Genomic DNA, 20786 nt, shown 5'->3' with positions numbered 1-20786 from the left:
GGCTACTCCAGATTCTGTATCTGCTCGCGGAACTGGTCGATGACCGTTTTCAGTTCAAGCCCAGCGGCAGTCACCGCCACCGCGTTTGATTTTGAGCAGACCGTATTTGTCTCACGATTGAATTCCTGCGCCAGAAAATCAAGCCGGCGCCCGCACGGGCCACCCTCGGAAAGCAGCTTCCGGGCCGCCTCGACATGCGCCTGAAGCCGGTCGACTTCTTCCTGGATGTCGGCTTTGGTGGCCAGAAGAACAGCCTCGGCATACAAACGCTCGGCGTCCAGCGAAGGTCCGGCATCAACAAGCTTCTCGACCTGTTCCCTGAGCCGGGCAGCGATGGCAGAAGGCTCACGTGACGGATCGGCAGCAATCATGGCAGTGAGCTCAGCCATCCTGTCGACCTGCCGGCCCAGCAGCACCGCGATTTTCTCACCCTCTTCACCGCGCATGGAGCAGAGCCTTTCAAGCGCAACATCGAGATCGGAAAGAATCATCTGATCGCGCTCATCAAGCACCGCATCACTTTCCTCGACCTCACGGAAATCTGCAACGCCACGCAACGAAAGCAGCGCCTCCAATGACAGCCGGCTGTCATCGACCAGGTCACCCAGCCGCGCTTTCAGGTCAACAACGGCTTTAAGTGCGGCATCGTTGACCACCAGCTCCAGCCTACTCTCAGCGAGCGTGAGTGAAAGTGTGGCCTGAACATTGCCACGCGACAGCGCCGCAGCCAGCTTCTTTCTGCAAACGGCTTCGAGTTGATCGCAGCCCGAGGGAAGCCTGATACGGTAATCGAGCCCTTTTCCATTTACCGATCGCAATTCCCAGGACCAGCGATAGCGCTGCCAGTGCCCGTCACTACGCGCAAAGCCTGTCATCGATTGCGGCTTCATGAAATCCCCCAATTGCCAATGCGAACCAAAACGGGACCAGTGGAATGAATTTGACATTTGAGTCCCGTTTCAGCGACCTCATCCATCAAATGTCAAATTCTAAAATTCCACCAGAAAACATATACTTGCTAGCGGTTCGTATGATTCCAACATTTGCTTATGAGGTCGCAGCAAGGGGAGCCAAATGTTGGAATCGGACGACTAGCCCGTTCTCGGCGCAACCTACAGCATTTCGCTCAATACGGTAACCACTCGACGCCAGGTTCAGCGATCAGTTCCCAGCTTGTTCGGCTTCGATCTTGCGCCAGCGGCGTACATTGGCGTTGTGCTCGTCGAGCGTTTTCGCAAAGGCATGACCGCCGCTGCCATCGGCAACGAAATAGAGGTCGTCCGTTCGCGCCGGGTTGGCAACAGCCTCCAGCGCGGCCCGGCCGGGATTGGCGATGGGACCAGGCGGCAAGCCGTCTATTCGGTAGGTATTGTACGGGGTTTCCTTTTCGAGGTCTGAACGGTAAATCGGCCGATCCGATGGTTTTCCCTCGCCGCCGAAAAGGCCGTAGATCACGGTCGGATCGGACTGCAGGCGCATGCCGCGGTCAAGTCTGTTAAGGAATACGGCGGCAACCTGCGGCCGCTCACGTGCAACGCCGGTTTCCTTTTCCACGATAGACGCCAGCGTCACAAACTCCTGCTTGTTTTCGACCGGAAGTCCCGGATCTCGCTTCAGCCAGATCTCGTCAACCAGTGTCTGCTGGCCCTCGCGCATCTGGTCGAGGATCTCCGTACGATCGGTTCCGCGCGAGAACCGAAAGGTCTGCGGCATCAGGCTGCCTTCCGGAGGAAGCGTCTCCGGCAGATCACCGGTCAGATCGGGATTTTCTGCCAAGCGATCGAAAACTTCCTCGACGGTAAGGCCTTCCGGGAAGGAAATACTGTAGAGAATGGTCTTGCCCGATTCGAGAAGTTCGGCAATCTCAGCCATGGACGCGCCAGCTTTGATCTCGTAATCGCCAGCCTTCAGGGTTTCGTCACTGCCCAGATTTGCAGCAGTGACATAGCGGAAAATCCGGGAATCGCTGATGATACCGTCCCGTTCCAGGTCACGGGCAATGGTTGAAAGACCGGCACCGCTGCGCACCGTGAATTCTGCATTGACAGAAAGCGGGCCAGCCTCATTGTAGCTCGAAGTCGCATAGTAATAGATGCCACCTGCCGCAGCCGAACCGAGAAGCAGCAGCGTCATCACAAAATTCAGAACTATGACGATCTTGCTCTTCGCCCTTTTCGAGCGCTGAACCGGCTGTGGCACTCGTTCCGGGCGCAATGCTTCCTTGGCCGATTTCGGCATGGCGGGGCGACGTTCTTCACCATGACCATTGCCGTTTTCGCGACCGCTATTCTGATCAGAACCGCGCACCGGTACCTCTTTCAAACAGTCTTTCCGCACACGCTCTTGCGCTGCGGTTTCATTCGCTGAAAGCCTGAGTGAGAAGATCACACAAGCAAAAGTGACAAACCACTGAACCCATGTTCAAATGATCAAACTGTCATAAAAAAACGGCTGCAAAATGTCAGCCGTTTCTTTTCATCCTCCACAAATTCCACGCCACCTAGCCGTTATAGCGGCGCAGCACCAGCGATGCGTTGGTTCCACCAAACCCGAAGGAATTCGACAGAGCGATGTCGATATTCCGCTTGCGGGCAACCTTCGGGACAAGATCAATCGCGGTTTCACGTTCGGGATTATCGAGGTTGAGTGTCGGCGGCGCGATATTGTCGCGAATTGCAAGCGTCGAGAAGATCGCCTCGATCGCACCGGCAGCCCCGAGCAGATGGCCAGTCGCGGACTTCGTCGACGACATCGACACCTTGCTCGCACTTTCGCCCAGAAGGCGTTCGACAGCGCCCAGCTCGATGGTGTCCGCCATCGTCGATGTACCGTGCGCGTTGATGTAGTCGATCTCCGACGGAACAATACCGGCCCGTTTCAGCGCGGAGGTCATGCAGCGGAAAGCGCCCTCGCCGTCTTCGCTGGGCGCCGTGATGTGAAACGCGTCGCCGCTGAGACCATAGCCGACAACTTCGGCATAGATGGTCGCGCCACGTGCCTTGGCATGCTCAAGCTCCTCAAGGACGACGACGCCTGCGCCTTCGCCCATGACGAACCCGTCACGGTCAACATCATAGGGACGCGATGCGCGCTGCGGATCGTCGTTGAAATCGGTAGACAGCGCCTTGCAGGCCGCAAATCCGGCCAGCGACAGACGGCAAATCGGCGATTCCGTACCGCCCGCGACCATTACGTCGGCATCTCCGAAACCGATCATACGGCTGGCATCGCCAATCGCATGTGCGCCGGTGGAGCATGCCGTGACGACGGAGTGATTGGGCCCGCGCAACTTGTGACGGATGGAGACCTGACCGGAGGCAAGGTTGATAAGGCGACCCGGAATGAAGAACGGCGAAACCCGGCGCGGGCCGCGGTCGCGGAGTGTGTAACCCGCCTCGACAATACCATTAAGACCGCCGATCCCGGAGCCGATCAGCACGCCGGTTGCGATCTGGTCGTCATCGCTTGCAGGATGCCAGTCGGCGTCGTTCAGCGCCATGTCGGCGGCAGCCATCGCGTAGGTGATGAAGGGGTCTACCTTGCGCTGTTCTTTCGGCTCAAGCCATTCATCGGCATTGAACGTGCCGTCGCTGCCATCGCCAAGCGGTATTGAGCAGGCAATCCTGGCTGCAAGGTCATCCGTCTCGAACGCAGTTACCTTACTTGCGCCGTTCCTGCCTTCCAGCAGGCGCGACCAGGTCACGTCGGTTCCGCATCCCAGCGGCGTTACCATACCCAAACCGGTGATTACTACACGCCTCATTGGTGGATCGCCCCTTCTTCAATTTTGTATGCACCCGGCCTCTTGATGAAGCCCGGCAGCCGCTTTCCCGGTTTAGCGGCTTGCCTATCCTGAACTCAGCCGACGGACGATCACCTGCAAACAGCGAAGGTGCTACCCGTCTAAACGCAAAGCCATCGAAATCCGAACCGGGTTCAGGATAAAAAAATGGCCCGTTTGACCGGGCCGATCAAGGCGGAGCTCAGGAAAAGCCCTGAAAACCGCCCGCTATTTTAGTCGATCAGACCTGGGCCTTCTCGATAAACTTGATGGCGTCGCCCACCGTGAGAATGGAGTCGGCCGCATCGTCGGGAATCTCGACACCGAACTCTTCTTCGAAGGCCATAACCAGCTCGACGGTGTCGAGCGAGTCAGCGCCCAGATCGTCGATGAAGCTGGCGCTTTCAACAACCTTATCGGCGTCAACGCCCAGGTGATCAACTACAATTTTCTTAACGCGTTCTGCGATATCGCTCATGTCGGTATCCTCGACCTGTCTCAAGTTCGATGGAATGCCAAAGGCATTCTCTTAAAGTTAACGCCGTCAGCTCCCTCTTTTTTGAGAGATGCGGCGGCAAACACGTGAACCAACGCCCACTTTGGAAAAATACCGGCCACCTGGACCGGATATCATCCGCTGGACTGTTCTTGGCAGTCCCGGCCCGCTTACCATGGTTTGTCCATGGCGCAAAGCCCAAAAAGCGCCGCATAGCGGCAAGTGCGGGCATTTCAAAGGCCCATCCCTGCCCAAAACGGCCCTCAGATCAGACCATCACCATGCCGCCATTGACGTGCAGGGTCTGGCCCGTCACATAGCCTGCCTCATTTGAGGCAAGATAGGTCACAGCCGAAGCAATGTCATCACCGCTTCCCATGCGCTTCATCGGCACTGCGCCGAGGATGCCCTCTTTCTGCTTGTCGTTCAGCTTGTCGGTCATCGCTGTTTCTATAAAGCCCGGTGCCACACAGTTCACAGTGACATTGCGGGGAGCAACTTCCTGCGCAAGCGACTTCGAAAAGCCGATCATACCGGCCTTGGCAGCACAGTAATTGGCCTGCCCAGGATTGCCGGTGACGCCGACGATCGAGGTGATGTTGATCACCCGGCCGAAACGACGCCGCATCATCGGATGCATGATGGTGCGCGTCAGCACAAAGGCAGCTGTCAGATTGACGTCAAGCACGCTTTGCCAGTCCGCGTTGCTCATGCGCACGAACAGGCCGTCCTTGGTGATGCCGGCATTGTTGACCAGAATGTCGATGCCGCCGAGATCGGCTTCGGCCTTTTCGCCCAACGCCTTGACCGCTTCGCGATCAGACAGGTCGGCAGGAAACACATGGGCGCGTTCGCCAAGCTCTGCCGCCAGGGCCTCAAGCTTTTCCTTGCGCGTGCCATGAAGCGCGACGGTTGCGCCCTGGCCGTGAAGCTGACGGGCGATCGCTTCGCCGATGCCGCCGCTTGCGCCTGTCACGAGCGCCTTGCGCCCAGTCAGATCCAACATGTCAAAACCTCATCCGGTTAAATTCGGTTACGCGGTCCGCCGCAGCAGTCCGGTTTCGCATTCGTCGGGCCTCAGCCCTTGATCGCCTTCAGCACGCCATCGATGTCATCGGGCCCGCCAACGGTCACGCCATTCAACGCGCGGTCGATACGCCGGGCAAGGCCGGTGAGCACCTTGCCGGCGCCAATCTCATAAAGCGTATCAATTTCATTTGCCGCAAACCAGCTCACGGTTTCGCGCCAGCGCACGCGTCCGGTGACCTGAGCCACCAGCAGGCTGACGATCTCGTCCGGGTCACTCACCGGTTCGGCACGCACATTGGCGACGACCGGCACAACGGGCGCCCCCTTGCGAACCTCTGCGAGCGCCTCTTCCATCGCATCAGCAGCCGGTGCCATCAGCGATGAATGGAACGGTGCGGAGACCGGCAGCAGCAATGCGCGCTTGGCGCCTTTTTCGCTGGCGATGGCAACCGCCTTTTCGACGCCTGCCTTTTCACCGGAGATCACCACCTGACCGCCGCCATTGTCGTTGGCGATTTCGCAGACACCTTCAGAAGCGGCTTCGCTGCACAGGGCCTCGATCTCCTCGAACGACAGTCCGATGATTGCCGCCATGGCGCCCTTGCCCACCGGAACGGCCTTCTGCATCGCATTGCCGCGAATGCGCAACAGCCGCGCGGTATCGGCCAGCGAGAATGTACCGGCAGCGCACAGTGCGGAATATTCACCGAGCGAATGCCCTGCAACGTAGGAAATGTCCTTGGCGAGATCGAGACCCTCGGCCTCAAGCACGCGCACGACGGCCAGCGAAACAGCCATCAGAGCGGGCTGGGTATTGGCGGTCAGCTGAAGCGCATCCTCCGGACCGTCCCAGATGGTCTGGGACAGTTTTTCGCCGAGCGCATCGTCGACTTCCTCGAAAACCAGCCTTGCAGCGGTAAATTCTTCAGCCAGCGTCTTGCCCATGCCGACGCTCTGGCTTCCCTGTCCGGGAAAGGTGAATGCGACTGTCATCTGCGGTCCCCTCAAGCCAATCATTAAATGCTTCTCAGCATGGTTTATCGCATGAACCATGCGGGAAAGGCATTCCATTTGACGTTTCGGGCCCGCGTGTCAATAGCCGCCTGATGCCAATCCCGCGCGAATCCGGACCCAAATTGCGCGCTCAAAGCTTGCACTGAAACGATATCGGGCTAAGTTCCGTCAAAATCCGCAAAATCGAAAATTCAGGTCATTTCATGAAAACCAATAATTTAGGCCGTACAGGAATCGAAGTTTCGCAAATCTGCCTGGGAACCATGACATGGGGCACCCAGAACAGCGAGGCAGAAGCACACGCACAGATGGACTACGCCGTGGAAAACGGCGTGAACTTCTTCGATACGGCGGAAATGTACCCCGTCACGCCGCTGAGCGCTGAGACCTATGGCCGCACGGAAGAGTTTGTCGGCACATGGTTCGAAAGCCGGAAGAAGCGCGATGATGTTGTGCTGGCGACCAAGATCGCCGGGCCCGGCCGCCCCTGGGTGCGTGACGGCAAGCCGATCACGCCGCAGGCGATCCGCACCGCGCTCGACGCCAGCCTGAAGCGGCTGAAGACCGATTATGTCGATCTCTACCAGGTCCACTGGCCCAATCGCGGCCATTTCCATTTCCGCAATTCATGGACCTATACGCCCTACGGCCAGGATCGCTACCAGAGCCATATCGATATCGCCGAAACGCTCGATACGCTGGACAGTCTGGTCAAGGCCGGAAAAATCCGCGCCATCGGCCTGTCCAACGAAACGGCCTGGGGCACGATGCGCTATCTCAACCGTGCGGAACAGAATGACCGGACCCGTGTTTCCACCGTTCAGAACGAATACAGCCTGCTCTACCGCCATCATGATCTCGATATGGCCGAACTCGCCTATTACGAAGATGTCGGCCTTCTGGCGTTCTCGCCGCTGGCAACAGGCCTTCTAACCGGGAAATATCTTGGCGGAAGGGTGCCGGAAGGCTCTCGGGCCTCGATCCAGCCCGAACTCGGTGGCCGCCGCCAGCCGCAGCAGGAACCGGCCGTGGAAGCCTATCTCGCGGTTGCCGAAAAGCATGGCCTCGACCCGGCCCAGATGGCAATTGCCTTTGTCCTTTCCCGTGCCTTTGTCACCGCCGCGATCATCGGCGCCACATCCATGGAGCAGCTCAAAACCAATATCGGGGCTGCAGACATGAAGCTCACCGATGAGGTTCTTGCAGATATCGCCCAGGTCCATCGCACCTTCCCGATGCCGATCTAGCCCAATTTTTGGTGGTAACATTGTTTCGGCTTGCGGACGCACCATATGGGTCCGCAAGACCACAGGTTTTGTGACACCGAACGGGCAATAGCAGGGACCGGAATTGGACTATATCTATATTACGCTCGGTCTCATTGGACTGTTTTTCGGCGCCGAATGGCTTGTCAGCGGCGCCGTTGCCACAGCAAGGCGTATCGGCATTTCGCCGTTGATTGCCTCGCTGGTCATTGTCGGCTTTGGAACATCGCTGCCCGAACTGCTGGTTTCGGTTCGCGCCGCACTCTCCGGCGCGCCGGGCATCGCGCTCGGCAATGTCGTCGGCTCCAACATTGCCAACATCCTGCTGATCGTCGGCGCTGCAGCCGTCATCTTCCCGATTTCCGGCTGGGATCGCAGTGTCAGGCGCGATGCGGCAACCATGGTTGCTTCGGCGGTTTTCCTGTTTTTCCTTGTTCAATACGATGTGATCGGTCGCGTCGCCGGTCTCGTCCTTCTCGCAATGCTCTCTCTGTATCTGCTGAGGACCTATCTTTGGGCCCGCAAGACCGGTGCCCGTCTCGATGAGGAAATCGAGGTTGATATTGACGCCATGCCGGTCTGGAAAATGGTCCTGCTCATCGTTGCGGGCCTTGTCGTTCTTCTTTTCGGCGCCGAGTTTTTGATTCTGCGGCGCCACCGCGCTTGCAGCGCATTTCGGCGTCTCCGATGCCATCATCGGCCTGACGGTCGTCGCCCTCGGTACCAGCCTGCCGGAACTCGCCACCGCTGTCGTCGCCGCCACCAGGCGCCATTCTGACGTCGCGATCGGCAATGTCACCGGTTCCTGCATCTTCAACACGCTTTGCATCCTGGGCGCCACGGCGGTGATTGCGCCGCTGCCGGTATCAGACGGCTTCGCCACGCTCGATGTACCGGTCATGCTGACGGCGAGCGTGTTCTTCGCGGGGATGCTGTTTTTCGCCCCGAAGTTCCACCGGGCGACGGGGGTGGTGATGCTGCTGGCCTATGCAGGATATATCTGGGCTTTGGTGTAACGGCAGATGCCGGAGCCCATTGCCTTCAGGCCCATTGCTAAACATGATTAATTTAGTCATATTAAAGCGATGAACAAAAGACCAGAACCCAAACGCTTCGAAGTCCTCTCCACAGAGCAAATCACCCCGAATATGCGCCGCGTCTCCATTGGCGGTCCTGCGATGGCCACCTTTCCGACCGGACAGGATGGCGGCTATGTGAAGCTGAGGCTTCCCGGCCCGGATGAAAAGCCTTTTGTGCGGACCTATACGATCCGCAGACAGAGCGCCGACGCGCTCGACATCGATTTCGCCCTGCACGGCGATAACGGCAGCGGCGGCCCCGCCGTTTCATGGGCGAAAGACGTAAAACCCGGCGAGACGATCACCGTCGGCGGACCGGGGCCGGCCAAGCCGCTTGCGCCCGGCGCCGACTGGTATCTCGTCCTCGGCGACATGACCGCGCTCCCCGCCATCGCCGTCAATCTGGAGGCGCTGCCCGCAGATGCCGTCGGCGATGCCGTGATCGAGATCCAGAGCGAAGCGGACCGCCAGGACCTCCCCCACCCCGAAGGCGTCACCCTGCACTGGCGCATCAACCCCGAACCCGGCCATCACCCGCAAGAATTCGAAACCTTCGTCCGCGCGCTCCCCTGGCGAACGGGCAGCGTCTACGGCTGGTGCGCCGCCGAATTCGAAACCATGCGCCGCCTGCGCACCTATCTCAGACAGGAACGCGGCCTCGGCCCCGACCAGCTCTATATCTCCAGCTACTGGAAACAGGGGCTCGGGGAGGATCAGCATCGGGTGGTGAAACGGGCGGATGCTGAGACGGCGGTGGGGTGAGAGGGGTTGCAACGTGAGTTGCGGCTGACGGCAATGGGGCCGAGAGCGGATTGGCGGGTTTAGGCAATCGGAGTTGGTGGAGCGCCATTCTCTTCGACAACGTGAAATTACTACCTGCATTAAATGGTGGCAGCGGATCGTCGATCAAATCGACTGTCTGGAAACCTAGAACAAGCCTTAGCTATCGAGAGGGCTGAATCCGTCTCCCGTTCAAGTGGAACTTATGCACTCGTCGGTTCCGCGACATCCTGATCGGCGTATCGTCGTCTAATCGTTTTCCACTGATATCGGTCGCGGCAAGTCCAGAGTTGCTGATCAAGCAATTGTCAAAATCCAGAACTCCGAAACACCGCGCCTCAATAAATGTCTCTGCAAAAGTGCAAGCTTCAAAAGTGACGTCCCCTAAGAGCCCGATTTAAAAGTTGTTGAGTGATATCAGAAGGATGTGATTCAACCACCTCTGCCAAGAACGTGGAGGATCGCATGCCCTGGAATGATATCACCCGCCTGCAGCATAACCGGGATCGCCTTCGCTATCCAACCGATTTGACGGACCGTGAGTGGGCTGTAATTGCTCCACTGATACCGCTGGCCAAGCCCGGCGGGCGGCCACGGAAAACGAATATGAGGGAAGTGGTGAACGCGATCCTTTATATTGCGGGCAGCGGCAGTCAATGGCGGGCTCTGCCGAAGGACTTCCCTCCGGTCTCCACGGTGCGAGGCTATTTCTATGGCTGGCGCGACATCGGCCTTTGGCAGACCATCAATCATCTGCTCGTCTGCGCTACGCGCGAACTGGAGGGGCGCGAGGCCTCGCCCACAGCCGGTGTCATCGACAGCCAGAGTGTCAAGACCACCGAAAGCGGCGGGGTTTCGGGCTACGACGCCGGCAAGAAGATCAAGGGCCGCAAGCGCCACATCATCACCGATACGATCGGGCTGATGCTGTTCGTGCTTGTCCATGCTGCCGATATCCAGGACCGCGACGGTGCGCCCGATGTCCTGAAAGCCATCCGCTACCGTTTCCCCTGGTTGCGCCATGTCTTCGCAGATGGCGGCTATGCCGGGCAGAAGTTGCGAAAAGCGCTGCGCGGATGCGGCCAATGGAACCTTGAAATCATCAAGCGCTCCGACATAGCGAAAGGCTTTGAGGTTCTGCCCCGCCGATGGGTGGTGGAGCGCACCTTCGGCTGGTTCGGACGATGCCGTCGGTTGGCCAAAGATTGGGAAAAGTCCATCGCAAGCGCCACAGCATGGGTCAACATCGCCAGCATCAGGGTGATGACCAGACGCCTCGCACGATATTGTTTCCCATCATGAACTTTTGAATCCGGCTCTAAGACGGCCTCCTCAAACCGAATTCTCGAAAGATCATAGTTGACTAAGCGGACTTGGTGCAGGTGGATACCACGCAACGCCAGTCCCTCGTCATCATGCTCCAATTCCAACCATCGCCGTCTCCAGTTCGTGCGAGCGACCGCCGAGAGAGCCGCCATGACGACGAAGTCAGTGCCAGGGAGCGTGGCAGGGTCACAGGTACATCCCTTCTTATAAACCGCCCCCGTTGCGACAGAGCAGCGCTCCAGCAAGAACTGGCGAAGCGTCCTAATGACAGGCTCCTGATATTCTTGATGCTCTTCGCGCGCCACTACTGACAACAATTCGATACCGCCAAGTTTGGCACTGTCCGCCTCAGCCCCCAGCAGCTCGACACCCTTTTGATAACGATTTGCGATAGCCGCGCGCTGATTTACCCGATAGCTCCGCAGCGCAAGAAATGCTGCGGTGATCGCGACTAGAGTTGTCATCAAGCCAATTACGAGATCATAGACGCTTTTGGAACCTATCCAAAACCCGTATGCTGACCTGCCATCTGGAGTGCTGAGCCACTTAAAAGCGCTTTCAAGACTTGCGCGTTCGGCGATAATGAAACTTATCGCAAGTACTGCGCCCCATATAACCCATATAACTAGAGGCCTACCCATTCGTCTCCGCTGCCTGTAGGTAGTTAACCTCGACCCCCGCTCCGCTGCCAAAAGCATTGCGACAATCGCTCTTTGACACGTTCGGCGGAACGCCTTTAAGATTTTTCTGCGCAACTTTAGCCACCCTTTAGCCATATCTTGACCAATACAGTTTCTTGGCTGTTCTATCAAACAGAATGTAGTATTGGTGCCAAGATGCGCAGGCCTGTTGCATGCCATTTTTGAAAGCAAGGCAACGATGCTGTGGTTGCTTTCGGGTAGAACATCGAAGATTTCGAATGTGAGGGAAGATGGCGGCCTACAAATACTACTTTGCATATCCGCTCGAAGCGATCTGGATCGGACCACGCCTTACCGGCGACGAACCGCTTGGCGATGGCGGCTGGCGAGCACTTATGGAAGAGGTTGCAGGAACCGCCGAGGTGTACGGTTGGGTGCTTCGGGTGGAGCGCGATGGCTGTATGGTACTCACGCCACCGACAGATAATGACGCAGATCAGGCTCCTAATCGGAATATTGAAGCCGACATAACGAGGTGGCGCGATATTTGCGCACGCTTTAATGCCTTCAGCTTACTGTTGGCCTCGGAAAGCGACAAATCAAAAGATGAAGCAAGCGTCCCCTTTAGGTATCTCGACCATCAAGAAATCGTGGTGACGAGCGGCGCAAACGGCGAGGATTATCCAGCCTTCGGATTGCATCAGACAGCTCACGCACTTTGGCGGCTGAGGCTTGAAATTGGCCACGATCCTAGAAACTTGGGTCCGCTTGTGATGAGGCCCCTGCGTTCAGCTGAAACCGTTGAAAAAGCAATTAAAGCCTATAAAGCATTAAGTAAGGATCCAACGGCACTGAGGCTGCTCGACATGCTAGCAATCGCGCAAAGCGACTTCCATTCAGGTCAGCATAACACATCCGTGGTTCTTTCATGGTTTGTTATTGAGTCTTTTCTCAACACCGAATGGAGCCGATGGCTAGAAAGCAAAAATGGGAAGGTAGGGGAAACTACAGGCGGACAAAACATTACGCGGATCAACTCCGACCGGAAGCAATATCTAACCGGTCGCGATTATACCGCTTCTATAATCTCTCAAAACCTAGAGCTGCTCGGCATTCTCACATACGATGACTTGGCAGAAATCAACGAAGTGAGAAAGAACCGCAACGCAATAGCTCACAAAGCTGGTATCGAATTCGGAATGGAGGCGCCGATGCTTGCGCTGCGCACCGCGATGAAACTTTTCAGTCGAGAATACGATGCGGATGTCGTTCCGAATTTGGTGCGCTCGTGGTTTACGCCATGACTATGCGATAAATGTACCAAAGCTACAAATCCCTTGAGTTTACCTTGATAGGGGCGAGACAATTCCGTTGCTCTTTGGAATGGCAGCTACCCTCAAAATGAAGTGTTAGCTCATTCGCCGCAAGACCGCCTTTGTTGTAACCGATGCGCAGCCCAAGCGCCTCAAACGAGGGCGCAACGCTGACCTTCCCTGCTACCGTCACGGCCGTTCATCTCCCCACCCCTTGCATTCCGCCCGAAAATCCGTATAAGCCGCTCATCCAAAGGTCCGGTCTTCAGGCTGGTGGCTGAACGGAGGGCTGTTTTCGCTGTGGCGGAAATGCCTGGCGCGGTAAAAGCGCCTGCCTCCCGTGTCGCCGCTCTCGACCGTCTCGTCTAACGCTTTTCTTGCCGGGGTTTCCCCTCAAGAGCAGTCGTTGAGGCTTAGCCGCCGAATTCCGGGTCCTGGAAACGCAAGAAAGGCGAATATCAATGGCACTTTACGAACACGTGTTCCTGGCCCGCCAGGACATCACGGCGCAGCAGGTCGACGGTCTCGTCGAGCAGTACAAGGCACTGCTCGAGGAAAACGGCGGCAAGGTTGGCCGTATCGAAAACTGGGGCCTGAAGTCCCTCACCTACCGCATCAAGAAGAACCGCAAGGCGCATTACGCGCTGATGGACATCGAAGCGCCGGCTGCCGCGATCCACGAAATGGAACGCCAGATGCGCATCAATGAAGACATCCTGCGCTACATGACCATCAAGGTCGATGCGCATGAGGAAGGCCCTTCGGCGATGATGCAGAAGCGCGACCGCGACGACCGTCCCCGCCGTGATGGTGGCCGTGACAACCGTGGTGATCGCGGCGATCGTGGCGATCGTGGCGATCGCCGACCGCGCAGCTGATTGCGAGATTAAGGAGTTAAAATCATGGTAGCTATCGCTTCTATCCCGTCGCGTCGTCCGTTTAACCGTCGTCGCAAGACCTGCCCCTTCTCCGGTGCCAACGCTCCGAAGATCGACTACAAGGACGTGCGTCTTCTGCAGCGCTACATTTCCGAACGCGGCAAGATCGTTCCGTCCCGTATCACAGCCGTCAGCCAGAAGAAGCAGCGTGAACTGGCCCGCGCCATCAAGCGCGCCCGCTTCCTCGGCCTGCTGCCCTACGTCCTTTCGTAAGGCATTTCGGCCTTACGGCCAGACTTTCGGAGAAGGCGCATCCGGCGGCTTCTCCGGCAAAGGCTCCGGCGCGGTGGGCGCGCAGCAGTCTTGAAAATAAACCCAGGTTGAGAATGGCCCGATATTGGCTTCTCTAACTGCTCCTTGGAAGCAGGACAGCGGATGAATAACCTCAATGCAAAGACATTGCTGATCGGCGCGCTTGCCGGCGTTGCGGGCTTCATGCTTGCTTACGCTGCGAGTTTCAACGCGCTGTTTTCAACGCTGCTTTCCGCTGCCTCCGCGCTTCCGATTCTGATTGCCGGCCTCGGCTGGGGCAATTTTGCAGCCATCGTCGCAATCATTGTCGCCGGCGGTCTCGGCGCGACCCTGGTTTCCCCGTTTTTTGCGCTTTATACGCTGGCCATCACGCTGGTGCCGGCCGGCTGGCTCAGCCATCTCGGCAATCTGGCGCGCCCGGCAAGCGAGATCGGCGGTCCCGACGGACTGACCGCCTGGTATCCGCTTTCCGATATCCTGATCCATCTGTGCGCGGTCATCACCGTTGCGCTGATCATTCTGGGTATCGTCGCCGGCTATGGCCCCAATGCTACCGGACAGCTGATCGACGCCTTCGTGGAAGCGCTGACGATGCAGAACCCGGAGCTGGCCAGCGATGCCGCACTGATCGCGCAGTTCAAGTCGATGTTCGTGGTTATGCTGCCGATCGTCCAGGGCGCAACCTCTGTGATCCTGCTGTTCGTGGCCTATCATTTTGCAACCCGGATCGTGATCTCGTCAGGCCTGACCAGTCGCCCGCGCGAAGATGTTGCAAAATCACTGCGCATGCATCGCAATGCCATCTTCGTTTTTCTCGGAGCTTTGGTTGCGACCTTCTTCGGCGGAACCATCGGACTGATGGGGGCTGCCTGCCTCGGCGCATTCGGTGGCGGCTTTCTTCTGGCCGGACTTGCCCGCATGCACCTTGCCGCACGCGGCAAGAGCTGGGGCGTGCCCGTTACCATTCTCTCCTATCTGTCGCTGATTTTCACCTTCCCGGCCCTGATCTTCGTGGTGATGGGCCTTCTCGACACACGGCGGGCAATCGCTCTTTCACCGGGAGCAACACCGCCAGACAATGATGACAATGAAAGGAATAACCCATGGACGTGATCCTGCTTGAACGCATCGCCAAGCTTGGCCAGATGGGCGAAACCGTAAAGGTTCGCGATGGCTATGCCCGTAACTACCTGCTGCCGACCGGCCGTGCGCTACGCGCCAATGCCGCCAACAAGGCCCGTTTCGAAGCCGAACGCGTGGTTCTTGAAGCGCGCAACCTCGAGCGCCGCAACGAAGCCCAGACCGTTGCCGACACGCTTGACGGTAAGTCCTTCATCGTTGTTCGCTCCGCCGGCGAAACCGGTCAGCTCTACGGCTCGGTTGCTACCCGCGATATCGTTGAGATCCTCGCAGACGAAGGCTTCTCGATTTCGCGCAACCAGGTTGTTCTCAACCACCCGATCAAGACCGTCGGTCTGCACAAGGTTGAAATTCAGCTCCATGCTGAAGTTTCTGTGACCGTCGAACTGAACGTTGCCCGTACGGCGGAAGAAGCTGAACGTCAGAAGAAAGGCGAAGACCTCACCTCTGCCGATGCCATCTACGGTGTCGACGAAGATGCGCTGCGTCCGGAAGACTTCTTCAACCCGGATGCCGATTACGACCTCGACGAAGACGACGCTGAAGAAGGCGAAGAAGCCGAGGCTTCCGCAGAAGACGACGGCGAAGAAGAAGACAAGAACGCCTGATCGGCGTCTTGAAACTCTTGTCATTCAGGCCCGGTCTCTTAACCGAGAGACCGGGCTTTCTTTATGCTATACTGAGGCGGGCTGGCTTCGATTCGTGTCAAGGTTTGCGGGTGTTTTGCGTCAAGTTTAACGCAGCCAGAACGGCCTGCCTGTGGATTACAGGGACGAAGGCCGTGTAAGCGCATATCCCCGGATGAACGGGTGTCTTTGACTGCGTCAATTGTCTATGCTCCGTCCCACCGCCTTCAGACCTTCGGAAAAGATCGATCATGAATGACATCGCGCCTACCCTTTCCTTCCAAGCATCCGGCGCGCCGCAAGCGCGTGAAGCGCCGAATAATCTGGAAGTCGAACAGGCTCTCCTCGGTGCGATTCTCGTCAACAACAGTGCGTTTTACCGGGTCTCCGATTTTCTGAAGCCAGAGCATTTCTACGAACCGCTGCACCGCAAGATCTATGAACTTGCCGGCGATACGATCCGCATGGACAAGATCGCCAACACGATCACGCTGAAAACCCACCTGCCCTCCGACATGAAGGTCGGCGACCTGACCGTCGCGCAATATCTTGCCCGTCTTGCCGCCGAAGCTGTCACCATCATCAATGCCGAAGATTACGGCCGCACGATCTACGATCTTGCGCTGAGGCGTCAGCTGATCGAAATCGGCGAGGGTATCGTCAATACCGCCTATGACGCCCCGATTGACCTGCCGCCGTCCGAGCAGATCGAGGATACCGAGCGCAAGCTGTTCGCACTGGCCGAAACGGGCCGCTACGAGGGCGGTTTCCAGTCGTTCGAAAACGCCGTGACCATCGCGATCGACATGGCCAGCAAGGCCTTCGAGAGTGACGGCCATCTCTCCGGCGTTTCAACCGGTCTTCACACGCTTGATACCAAGATGGGCGGTCTGCAGCGCTCCGACCTGATCATCCTTGCCGGCCGTCCGGGTATGGGCAAGACCTCGCTGGCCACCAATATCGCCTGGAACGTTGCCTCGGCTTACGAGCCAGAGGTTATGCCAGATGGTACGATTGAGGCCAAGCAAGGCGGTGTGGTTGCCTTCTACTCGCTCGAAATGTCTGGCGAACAGCTCGCTACCCGTATCATTTCCGAGCAGACGGAAGTCTCGTCATCGAAAATCCGCCGCGGTGACATCACCGAAGCCGATTTCGACAAGCTGGTAGCCTGCTCGCAGACCATGCAGAAAGTGCCGCTCTACATCGACCAGACTGGTGGTATTTCAATCGCTCAGCTTTCCGCACGCGCGCGCCGGCTGAAGCGCCAGCGCGGCCTAGACCTGGTGGTGGTCGACTATATCCAGCTGATGACTGGCTCGAAGAGATCCGGCGAAAACCGCGTGCAGGAAGTGACCGAAATCACCACGGGCCTCAAGGCGCTGGGCAAAGAGCTGAACGTTCCGATCATCGCGCTTTCCCAGTTGTCGCGTCAGGTGGAAAACCGTGAAGATAAACGCCCGCAGCTTTCTGACCTTCGCGAATCAGGTTCGATCGAGCAGGACGCCGACGTGTGTTTGTTTGTGTATCGTGAGGAATATTACGTTCAGAACCTCGAGCCGCGCGACCCGGACGATCCTGCCTATGACGAGTGGAAAATGAAATTCGACAAGGTGAAAGGCACCGCCGACGTGATCATTGCCAAGCAGCGTCACGGGCCGACAGGCACTGCCAATCTCGCCTTTCAGGCCGCCTATACCCGGTTTGCGGATCTCGCCGATCCGTCCTATTCCAGCTTTGACGATTAATGATGGGCGAAGCAGCGTAAACGCGCTACATTCGCCGTAAGTTTGCAACAAACGGCGATTTCATGTGTGAATATTCGAACATTTATGAAGACGAGACGCTTTCAGAAGGTGAAATTCCCTTCGAAGCGGCACCTACCCGGCTGACGGTCGACCTCGGTGCCATTGTCAGCAACTGGAAGACCATGCGCGGGCTCTCCGGCTCTGCCCGCACGGCGGCTGTCGTCAAGGCCGATGGCTACGGGCTCGGGATCGAGGATGTCGGCGAGGCGTTGTATGGCGCAGGCGCTGCCGATTTTTTCGTTGCGGTGCCTGAAGAAGGGGCGACCCTCAGGCGTTTTGCGCCGGATGCCCGGATCTTTGTGCTGTCCGGCATGTGGCCGGGTACGCAGGAGGTGTTCTTCGAAAACGACCTTGTCCCCGTTCTGGCAAGCACGGAGCAGCTGTCCTTGTTCTTTTCTGCGGTGGCGGAATTTGGCGATTTCCCGTGCGCACTCCAGATTGACACCGGTTTCAACCGGCTGGGTCTGACGGTGGAGGAAGCGCTTGCACTGGCCGGGGACGTTTCGCGCCCGGCAAGTTTCGAGCCTGTTCTGATTCTCTCACACCTTGCCTGCGGGGATGATCCGGCAGCGCCGATGAACAAGACCCAGCTCGAATTGTTCCGCACTGCCACTGCAGCCTATGAGGGCGTGGACGCCAGCCTTTCTGCATCTGCCGGTATATTCCTCGGTCCTGACTATCATTTTGACCTGACCCGGCCCGGTATCGCACTTTATGGCGGCGATTCGCAGCCCGGCACGTCGAAAAGGCTCACGCCTGCGGCAACTGCGGAAGCCCGCATCGTTCAGATTCGCGCGGCTCGCGCCGGTGAAACGGTAAGCTATGGTGCCACATTCAGGCTTTCCCGCGACAGCCGGCTCGCGGTTGCCGCTGCGGGCTATGCCGACGGGTATCACCGTTCACTATCGGGCTCGGGCGCACCATTGCGCGGGGCGGTCGAACCCGGCGGTTCCGGTTTCATTGCCGGCCACAAGGTACCGATTGCCGGACGGATCACCATGGACATGACCATCTACGATGTGACCGATGTGCCCCAAGGCGCCATCCGCGTCGGTGACTATATCGAGCTTTGTGGACCCAATCTTGCGCTGGACGATGCAGCCACGGCAGCGGGCACAATCGGATATGAGTTGCTGACCTCCCTTGGCTTGCGCTACCGTCGCCGCTATATCCAGCCGGACTGACGCGTTTTCGAAAAAGAAGAGATCTTGGCCAAACAGAAGACCCAGTTCATCTGCCAGAATTGCGGCAGCGTGCATCCACGCTGGGCGGGCCGGTGCGATGCCTGCGGCGCCTGGAATACCATCGTCGAGGAGAACCCTCTGGCGGGCATCGGCGGCGGTCCGGCACGCGCGCCGAAGAAGGGCCGCGCTGTCGCGCTCGTGCCACTTGACGGTGAAAGCGAAGAAGCGCCGCGCATAGCCAGCAATATGTCTGAACTCGATCGTGTCACCGGTGGCGGTTTCGTGCGTGGCTCGGCAGTGCTGGTGGGCGGCGATCCGGGGATTGGTAAATCCACGATCCTGATGCAGGTGGCGGCGGCCCTTGCCCGACAGAACCAGCGAGTGATCTACGTCTCAGGCGAAGAAGCCATCGCCCAAGTACGTCTTCGCGCGCGGCGTCTCGGTGCGGCTGACACGGGCGTTTTGCTTGCGGCCGAGACCAATGTCGAGGACATTCTGGCCACCCTTGCCGAAGGCCCCCGCCCCGATCTGGTTATTGTCGATTCGATCCAGACGCTGTGGTCGGATCAGGCCGAAGCCGCACCCGGCACGGTCACGCAGGTACGTACCGGCGTTCAGGCGATGATCCGTTATGCCAAACAGACCGGAACCGCGATGGTGCTGGTCGGCCACGTCACCAAGGAAGGCCAGATCGCCGGCCCGCGCGTGGTCGAACACATGGTGGATGCCGTGCTTTATTTCGAGGGCGAGCGCGGCCACCATTACCGTATTCTGAGAACCGTGAAGAACCGCTTTGGCCCAACCGACGAGATCGGCGTGTTCGAGATGGGCGACAGCGGCTTGCGCGAGGTCGCCAACCCCTCCGAGCTGTTTCTTGGCGAGCGCAACGACAAGGCCCCCGGAGCTGCCGTATTCGCCGGCATGGAGGGTACAAGGCCCGTTCTTGTGGAAGTCCAGGCGCTTGTCGCCCCCACATCGCTTGGCACGCCGCGCCGCGCTGTCATTGGCTGGGATTCGGCACGGCTATCGATGATTCTGGCGGTTCTTGAAGCCCATTGCGGTGTCAAACTCGGGAATCATGATGTTTACCTCAACATCGCCGGCGGCTATCGCATCACCGAACCGGCAGCCGATCTTGCAGTCGCAGCTGCGCTGATTTCATCGCTTGTCGGACTTGCCCTCCCCGTCGATTGTGTCTATTTCGGCGAGGTCAGCCTTTCAGGTGCGGTAAGGCCCGTAACCCATCCGGCTCAACGATTGAAGGAAGCGTCGAAACTCGGGTTTTCGCGCGCTGTCCTGCCAGCCGGTTCGGCGGAAATTGCGCCGGGGAATGTAAACGGGTTAAAAGGACTTGAGAGTCTGCCGGACCTGGTTGCCGATATAGCCGGCATGAAACCGGAGCCCGGCCCGAACGATGACGGTTGATCGAACCTGAAATCGCCGGGCAGAGCAACCAACAGCATGTGCGGGCCGATGCCCTACGACAAGCGGAGCGATGAATGCCAATAACCCTGTTCGATATTATTGTTGTAGGCGTTGTTCTGTTCTCTGCTTTTCTGGCCACGGTCAGAGGCTTTTCCCGCGAAATCCTGTCTCTTCTTGCCTGGGGGCTTTCTGCAGTCATCGCGTTTTACGCCTATCCCTGGCTCACGCCGACGCTTGAGGGCTTTCTCGGCGACCCACGACTGGCAAAAGCCGGCGCCTTCGCTGCTATCTTTCTGATCGCACTTGTCCTACTTTCGCTGGTGACCACGCGATTTGCAGACTATATTATCGACAGTCGTGCAGGTGTGCTCGACCGATCACTCGGTTTTGTCTTCGGCCTTGTGCGCGGTGTTCTGATTCTGGCTGTTGCTGTCGCTTTCTGGAACTGGATGGTCGGCGATGCGCAAAGCCCCGACTGGATCAGAAATGCGAAATCCAAGCCGGCGCTCGATATGCTGGCAACAAAGCTGGAATCCTATCTGCCCGGCGGAAGGCAAATCGAAAGCAATCTCGGTCGCGATGCGACACATTTGCTGGCGATGATCGACGGCAAGCCAGCCATTCAATTTTCGCCTGATTTCAGGCCTATGAACTGATAAGTCCGGTCCGAACAGAAATCGGACGAGCCCTGC

General features: G+C 58.1%; 20 protein-coding genes. 14 read left to right on the top strand and 6 right to left on the bottom strand.

From position 1 onward, the window contains the following. Window positions 1–2: 2 nt before the first annotated feature. From AC0L7L_RS06555 to fabD, 6 genes are all read right to left on the bottom strand, one after another. Window positions 3–890, bottom strand: coding sequence for a YicC/YloC family endoribonuclease (locus AC0L7L_RS06555; RefSeq protein WP_272210975.1), 888 nt, complete (start codon window positions 888–890; stop codon window positions 3–5). A 271-nt stretch (window positions 891–1161) separates the two neighbouring features. Then, the gene (gene mltG, locus AC0L7L_RS06550; RefSeq protein WP_473512893.1) at window positions 1162–2307 is read right to left on the bottom strand and encodes an endolytic transglycosylase MltG; all 1146 of its coding nucleotides are present in this window, start codon (window positions 2305–2307) and stop codon (window positions 1162–1164) included. 193 nt (window positions 2308–2500) lie between these two features. Further along, complete coding sequence (gene fabF / locus AC0L7L_RS06545; RefSeq protein WP_272210973.1) at window positions 2501–3763, bottom strand: beta-ketoacyl-ACP synthase II; 1263 nt, start codon at window positions 3761–3763, stop codon at window positions 2501–2503. A 259-nt stretch (window positions 3764–4022) separates the two neighbouring features. Beyond that, window positions 4023–4259 (bottom strand): acyl carrier protein, encoded by a 237-nt coding sequence (locus tag AC0L7L_RS06540; protein WP_272210972.1) that lies wholly within the window; start codon window positions 4257–4259, stop codon window positions 4023–4025. 286 nt (window positions 4260–4545) lie between these two features. After that, a complete protein-coding gene (fabG, locus tag AC0L7L_RS06535) occupies window positions 4546–5283 on the bottom strand; it encodes a 3-oxoacyl-[acyl-carrier-protein] reductase (RefSeq protein WP_473512885.1) in 738 nt (245 codons plus the stop codon). Between the two features lie 71 nt (window positions 5284–5354). Beyond that, window positions 5355–6299: an ACP S-malonyltransferase gene (fabD, locus tag AC0L7L_RS06530; protein ID WP_473512883.1), complete on the bottom strand. Its 945-nt coding sequence runs from the start codon at window positions 6297–6299 to the stop codon at window positions 5355–5357. Window positions 6300–6523: 224 nt separating this feature from the next. Between fabD and AC0L7L_RS06525 the strand changes: the two genes are divergently transcribed. The 14 genes from AC0L7L_RS06525 (at window position 6524) to AC0L7L_RS06460 (ending at window position 20750) form a co-directional block, all read left to right on the top strand. Further along, on the top strand, window positions 6524–7567 hold the full coding sequence (locus AC0L7L_RS06525) for an aldo/keto reductase (RefSeq protein ID WP_272210968.1): 1044 nt from the start codon (window positions 6524–6526) through the stop codon (window positions 7565–7567). A 103-nt stretch (window positions 7568–7670) separates the two neighbouring features. Continuing rightward, window positions 7671–8363 carry a sodium:calcium antiporter gene (locus AC0L7L_RS06520; RefSeq protein WP_473512880.1) on the top strand — a complete coding sequence of 231 codons (693 nt, stop codon included), beginning with the start codon at window positions 7671–7673 and terminating at the stop codon, window positions 8361–8363. Next, window positions 8278–8601, top strand: coding sequence for a sodium:calcium antiporter (locus AC0L7L_RS06515; protein WP_473513806.1), 324 nt, complete (start codon window positions 8278–8280; stop codon window positions 8599–8601). Before AC0L7L_RS06520 ends, AC0L7L_RS06515 begins: the two co-directional genes overlap by 86 nt. 69 nt (window positions 8602–8670) lie before the next feature. Then, entirely contained in the window at window positions 8671–9426 is a 756-nt protein-coding gene (locus AC0L7L_RS06510; protein ID WP_473512878.1) for a siderophore-interacting protein, read from the top strand. 483 nt (window positions 9427–9909) lie between these two features. Beyond that, on the top strand, window positions 9910–10746 hold the full coding sequence (locus AC0L7L_RS06505; RefSeq protein WP_272210312.1) for an IS5 family transposase: 837 nt from the start codon (window positions 9910–9912) through the stop codon (window positions 10744–10746). Between the two features lie 955 nt (window positions 10747–11701). After that, entirely contained in the window at window positions 11702–12715 is a 1014-nt protein-coding gene (locus tag AC0L7L_RS06500) for a hypothetical protein (RefSeq protein ID WP_473512875.1), read from the top strand. A 470-nt stretch (window positions 12716–13185) separates the two neighbouring features. Then, window positions 13186–13602, top strand: a complete 417-nt coding sequence (gene rpsF / locus AC0L7L_RS06495; RefSeq protein WP_272210963.1) for a 30S ribosomal protein S6 — start codon at window positions 13186–13188, stop codon at window positions 13600–13602. Window positions 13603–13626: 24 nt separating this feature from the next. Next, window positions 13627–13875, top strand: a complete 249-nt coding sequence (rpsR, locus tag AC0L7L_RS06490; RefSeq protein WP_272210962.1) for a 30S ribosomal protein S18 — start codon at window positions 13627–13629, stop codon at window positions 13873–13875. A 162-nt stretch (window positions 13876–14037) separates the two neighbouring features. Further along, window positions 14038–15027, top strand: coding sequence for a YybS family protein (locus tag AC0L7L_RS06485; protein WP_473512870.1), 990 nt, complete (start codon window positions 14038–14040; stop codon window positions 15025–15027). Beyond that, window positions 15018–15662, top strand: a complete 645-nt coding sequence (gene rplI / locus AC0L7L_RS06480; RefSeq protein ID WP_272210959.1) for a 50S ribosomal protein L9 — start codon at window positions 15018–15020, stop codon at window positions 15660–15662. Before AC0L7L_RS06485 ends, rplI begins: the two co-directional genes overlap by 10 nt. A gap of 269 nt (window positions 15663–15931) precedes the next feature. Beyond that, complete coding sequence (locus AC0L7L_RS06475) at window positions 15932–17425, top strand: replicative DNA helicase (RefSeq protein ID WP_272210958.1); 1494 nt, start codon at window positions 15932–15934, stop codon at window positions 17423–17425. Between the two features lie 62 nt (window positions 17426–17487). After that, on the top strand, window positions 17488–18669 hold the full coding sequence (alr, locus tag AC0L7L_RS06470; RefSeq protein ID WP_473512866.1) for an alanine racemase: 1182 nt from the start codon (window positions 17488–17490) through the stop codon (window positions 18667–18669). A gap of 24 nt (window positions 18670–18693) precedes the next feature. Next, window positions 18694–20094, top strand: coding sequence for a DNA repair protein RadA (gene radA, locus AC0L7L_RS06465; RefSeq protein WP_473512864.1), 1401 nt, complete (start codon window positions 18694–18696; stop codon window positions 20092–20094). Window positions 20095–20168: 74 nt separating this feature from the next. Continuing rightward, a complete protein-coding gene (locus AC0L7L_RS06460; RefSeq protein WP_272210951.1) occupies window positions 20169–20750 on the top strand; it encodes a CvpA family protein in 582 nt (193 codons plus the stop codon). Window positions 20751–20786: the final 36 nt, after the last annotated feature.

Source organism: Martelella sp. K41-7 (assembly GCF_055808365.1).
This window is presented reverse-complemented; position numbering and strand designations above follow the sequence as displayed.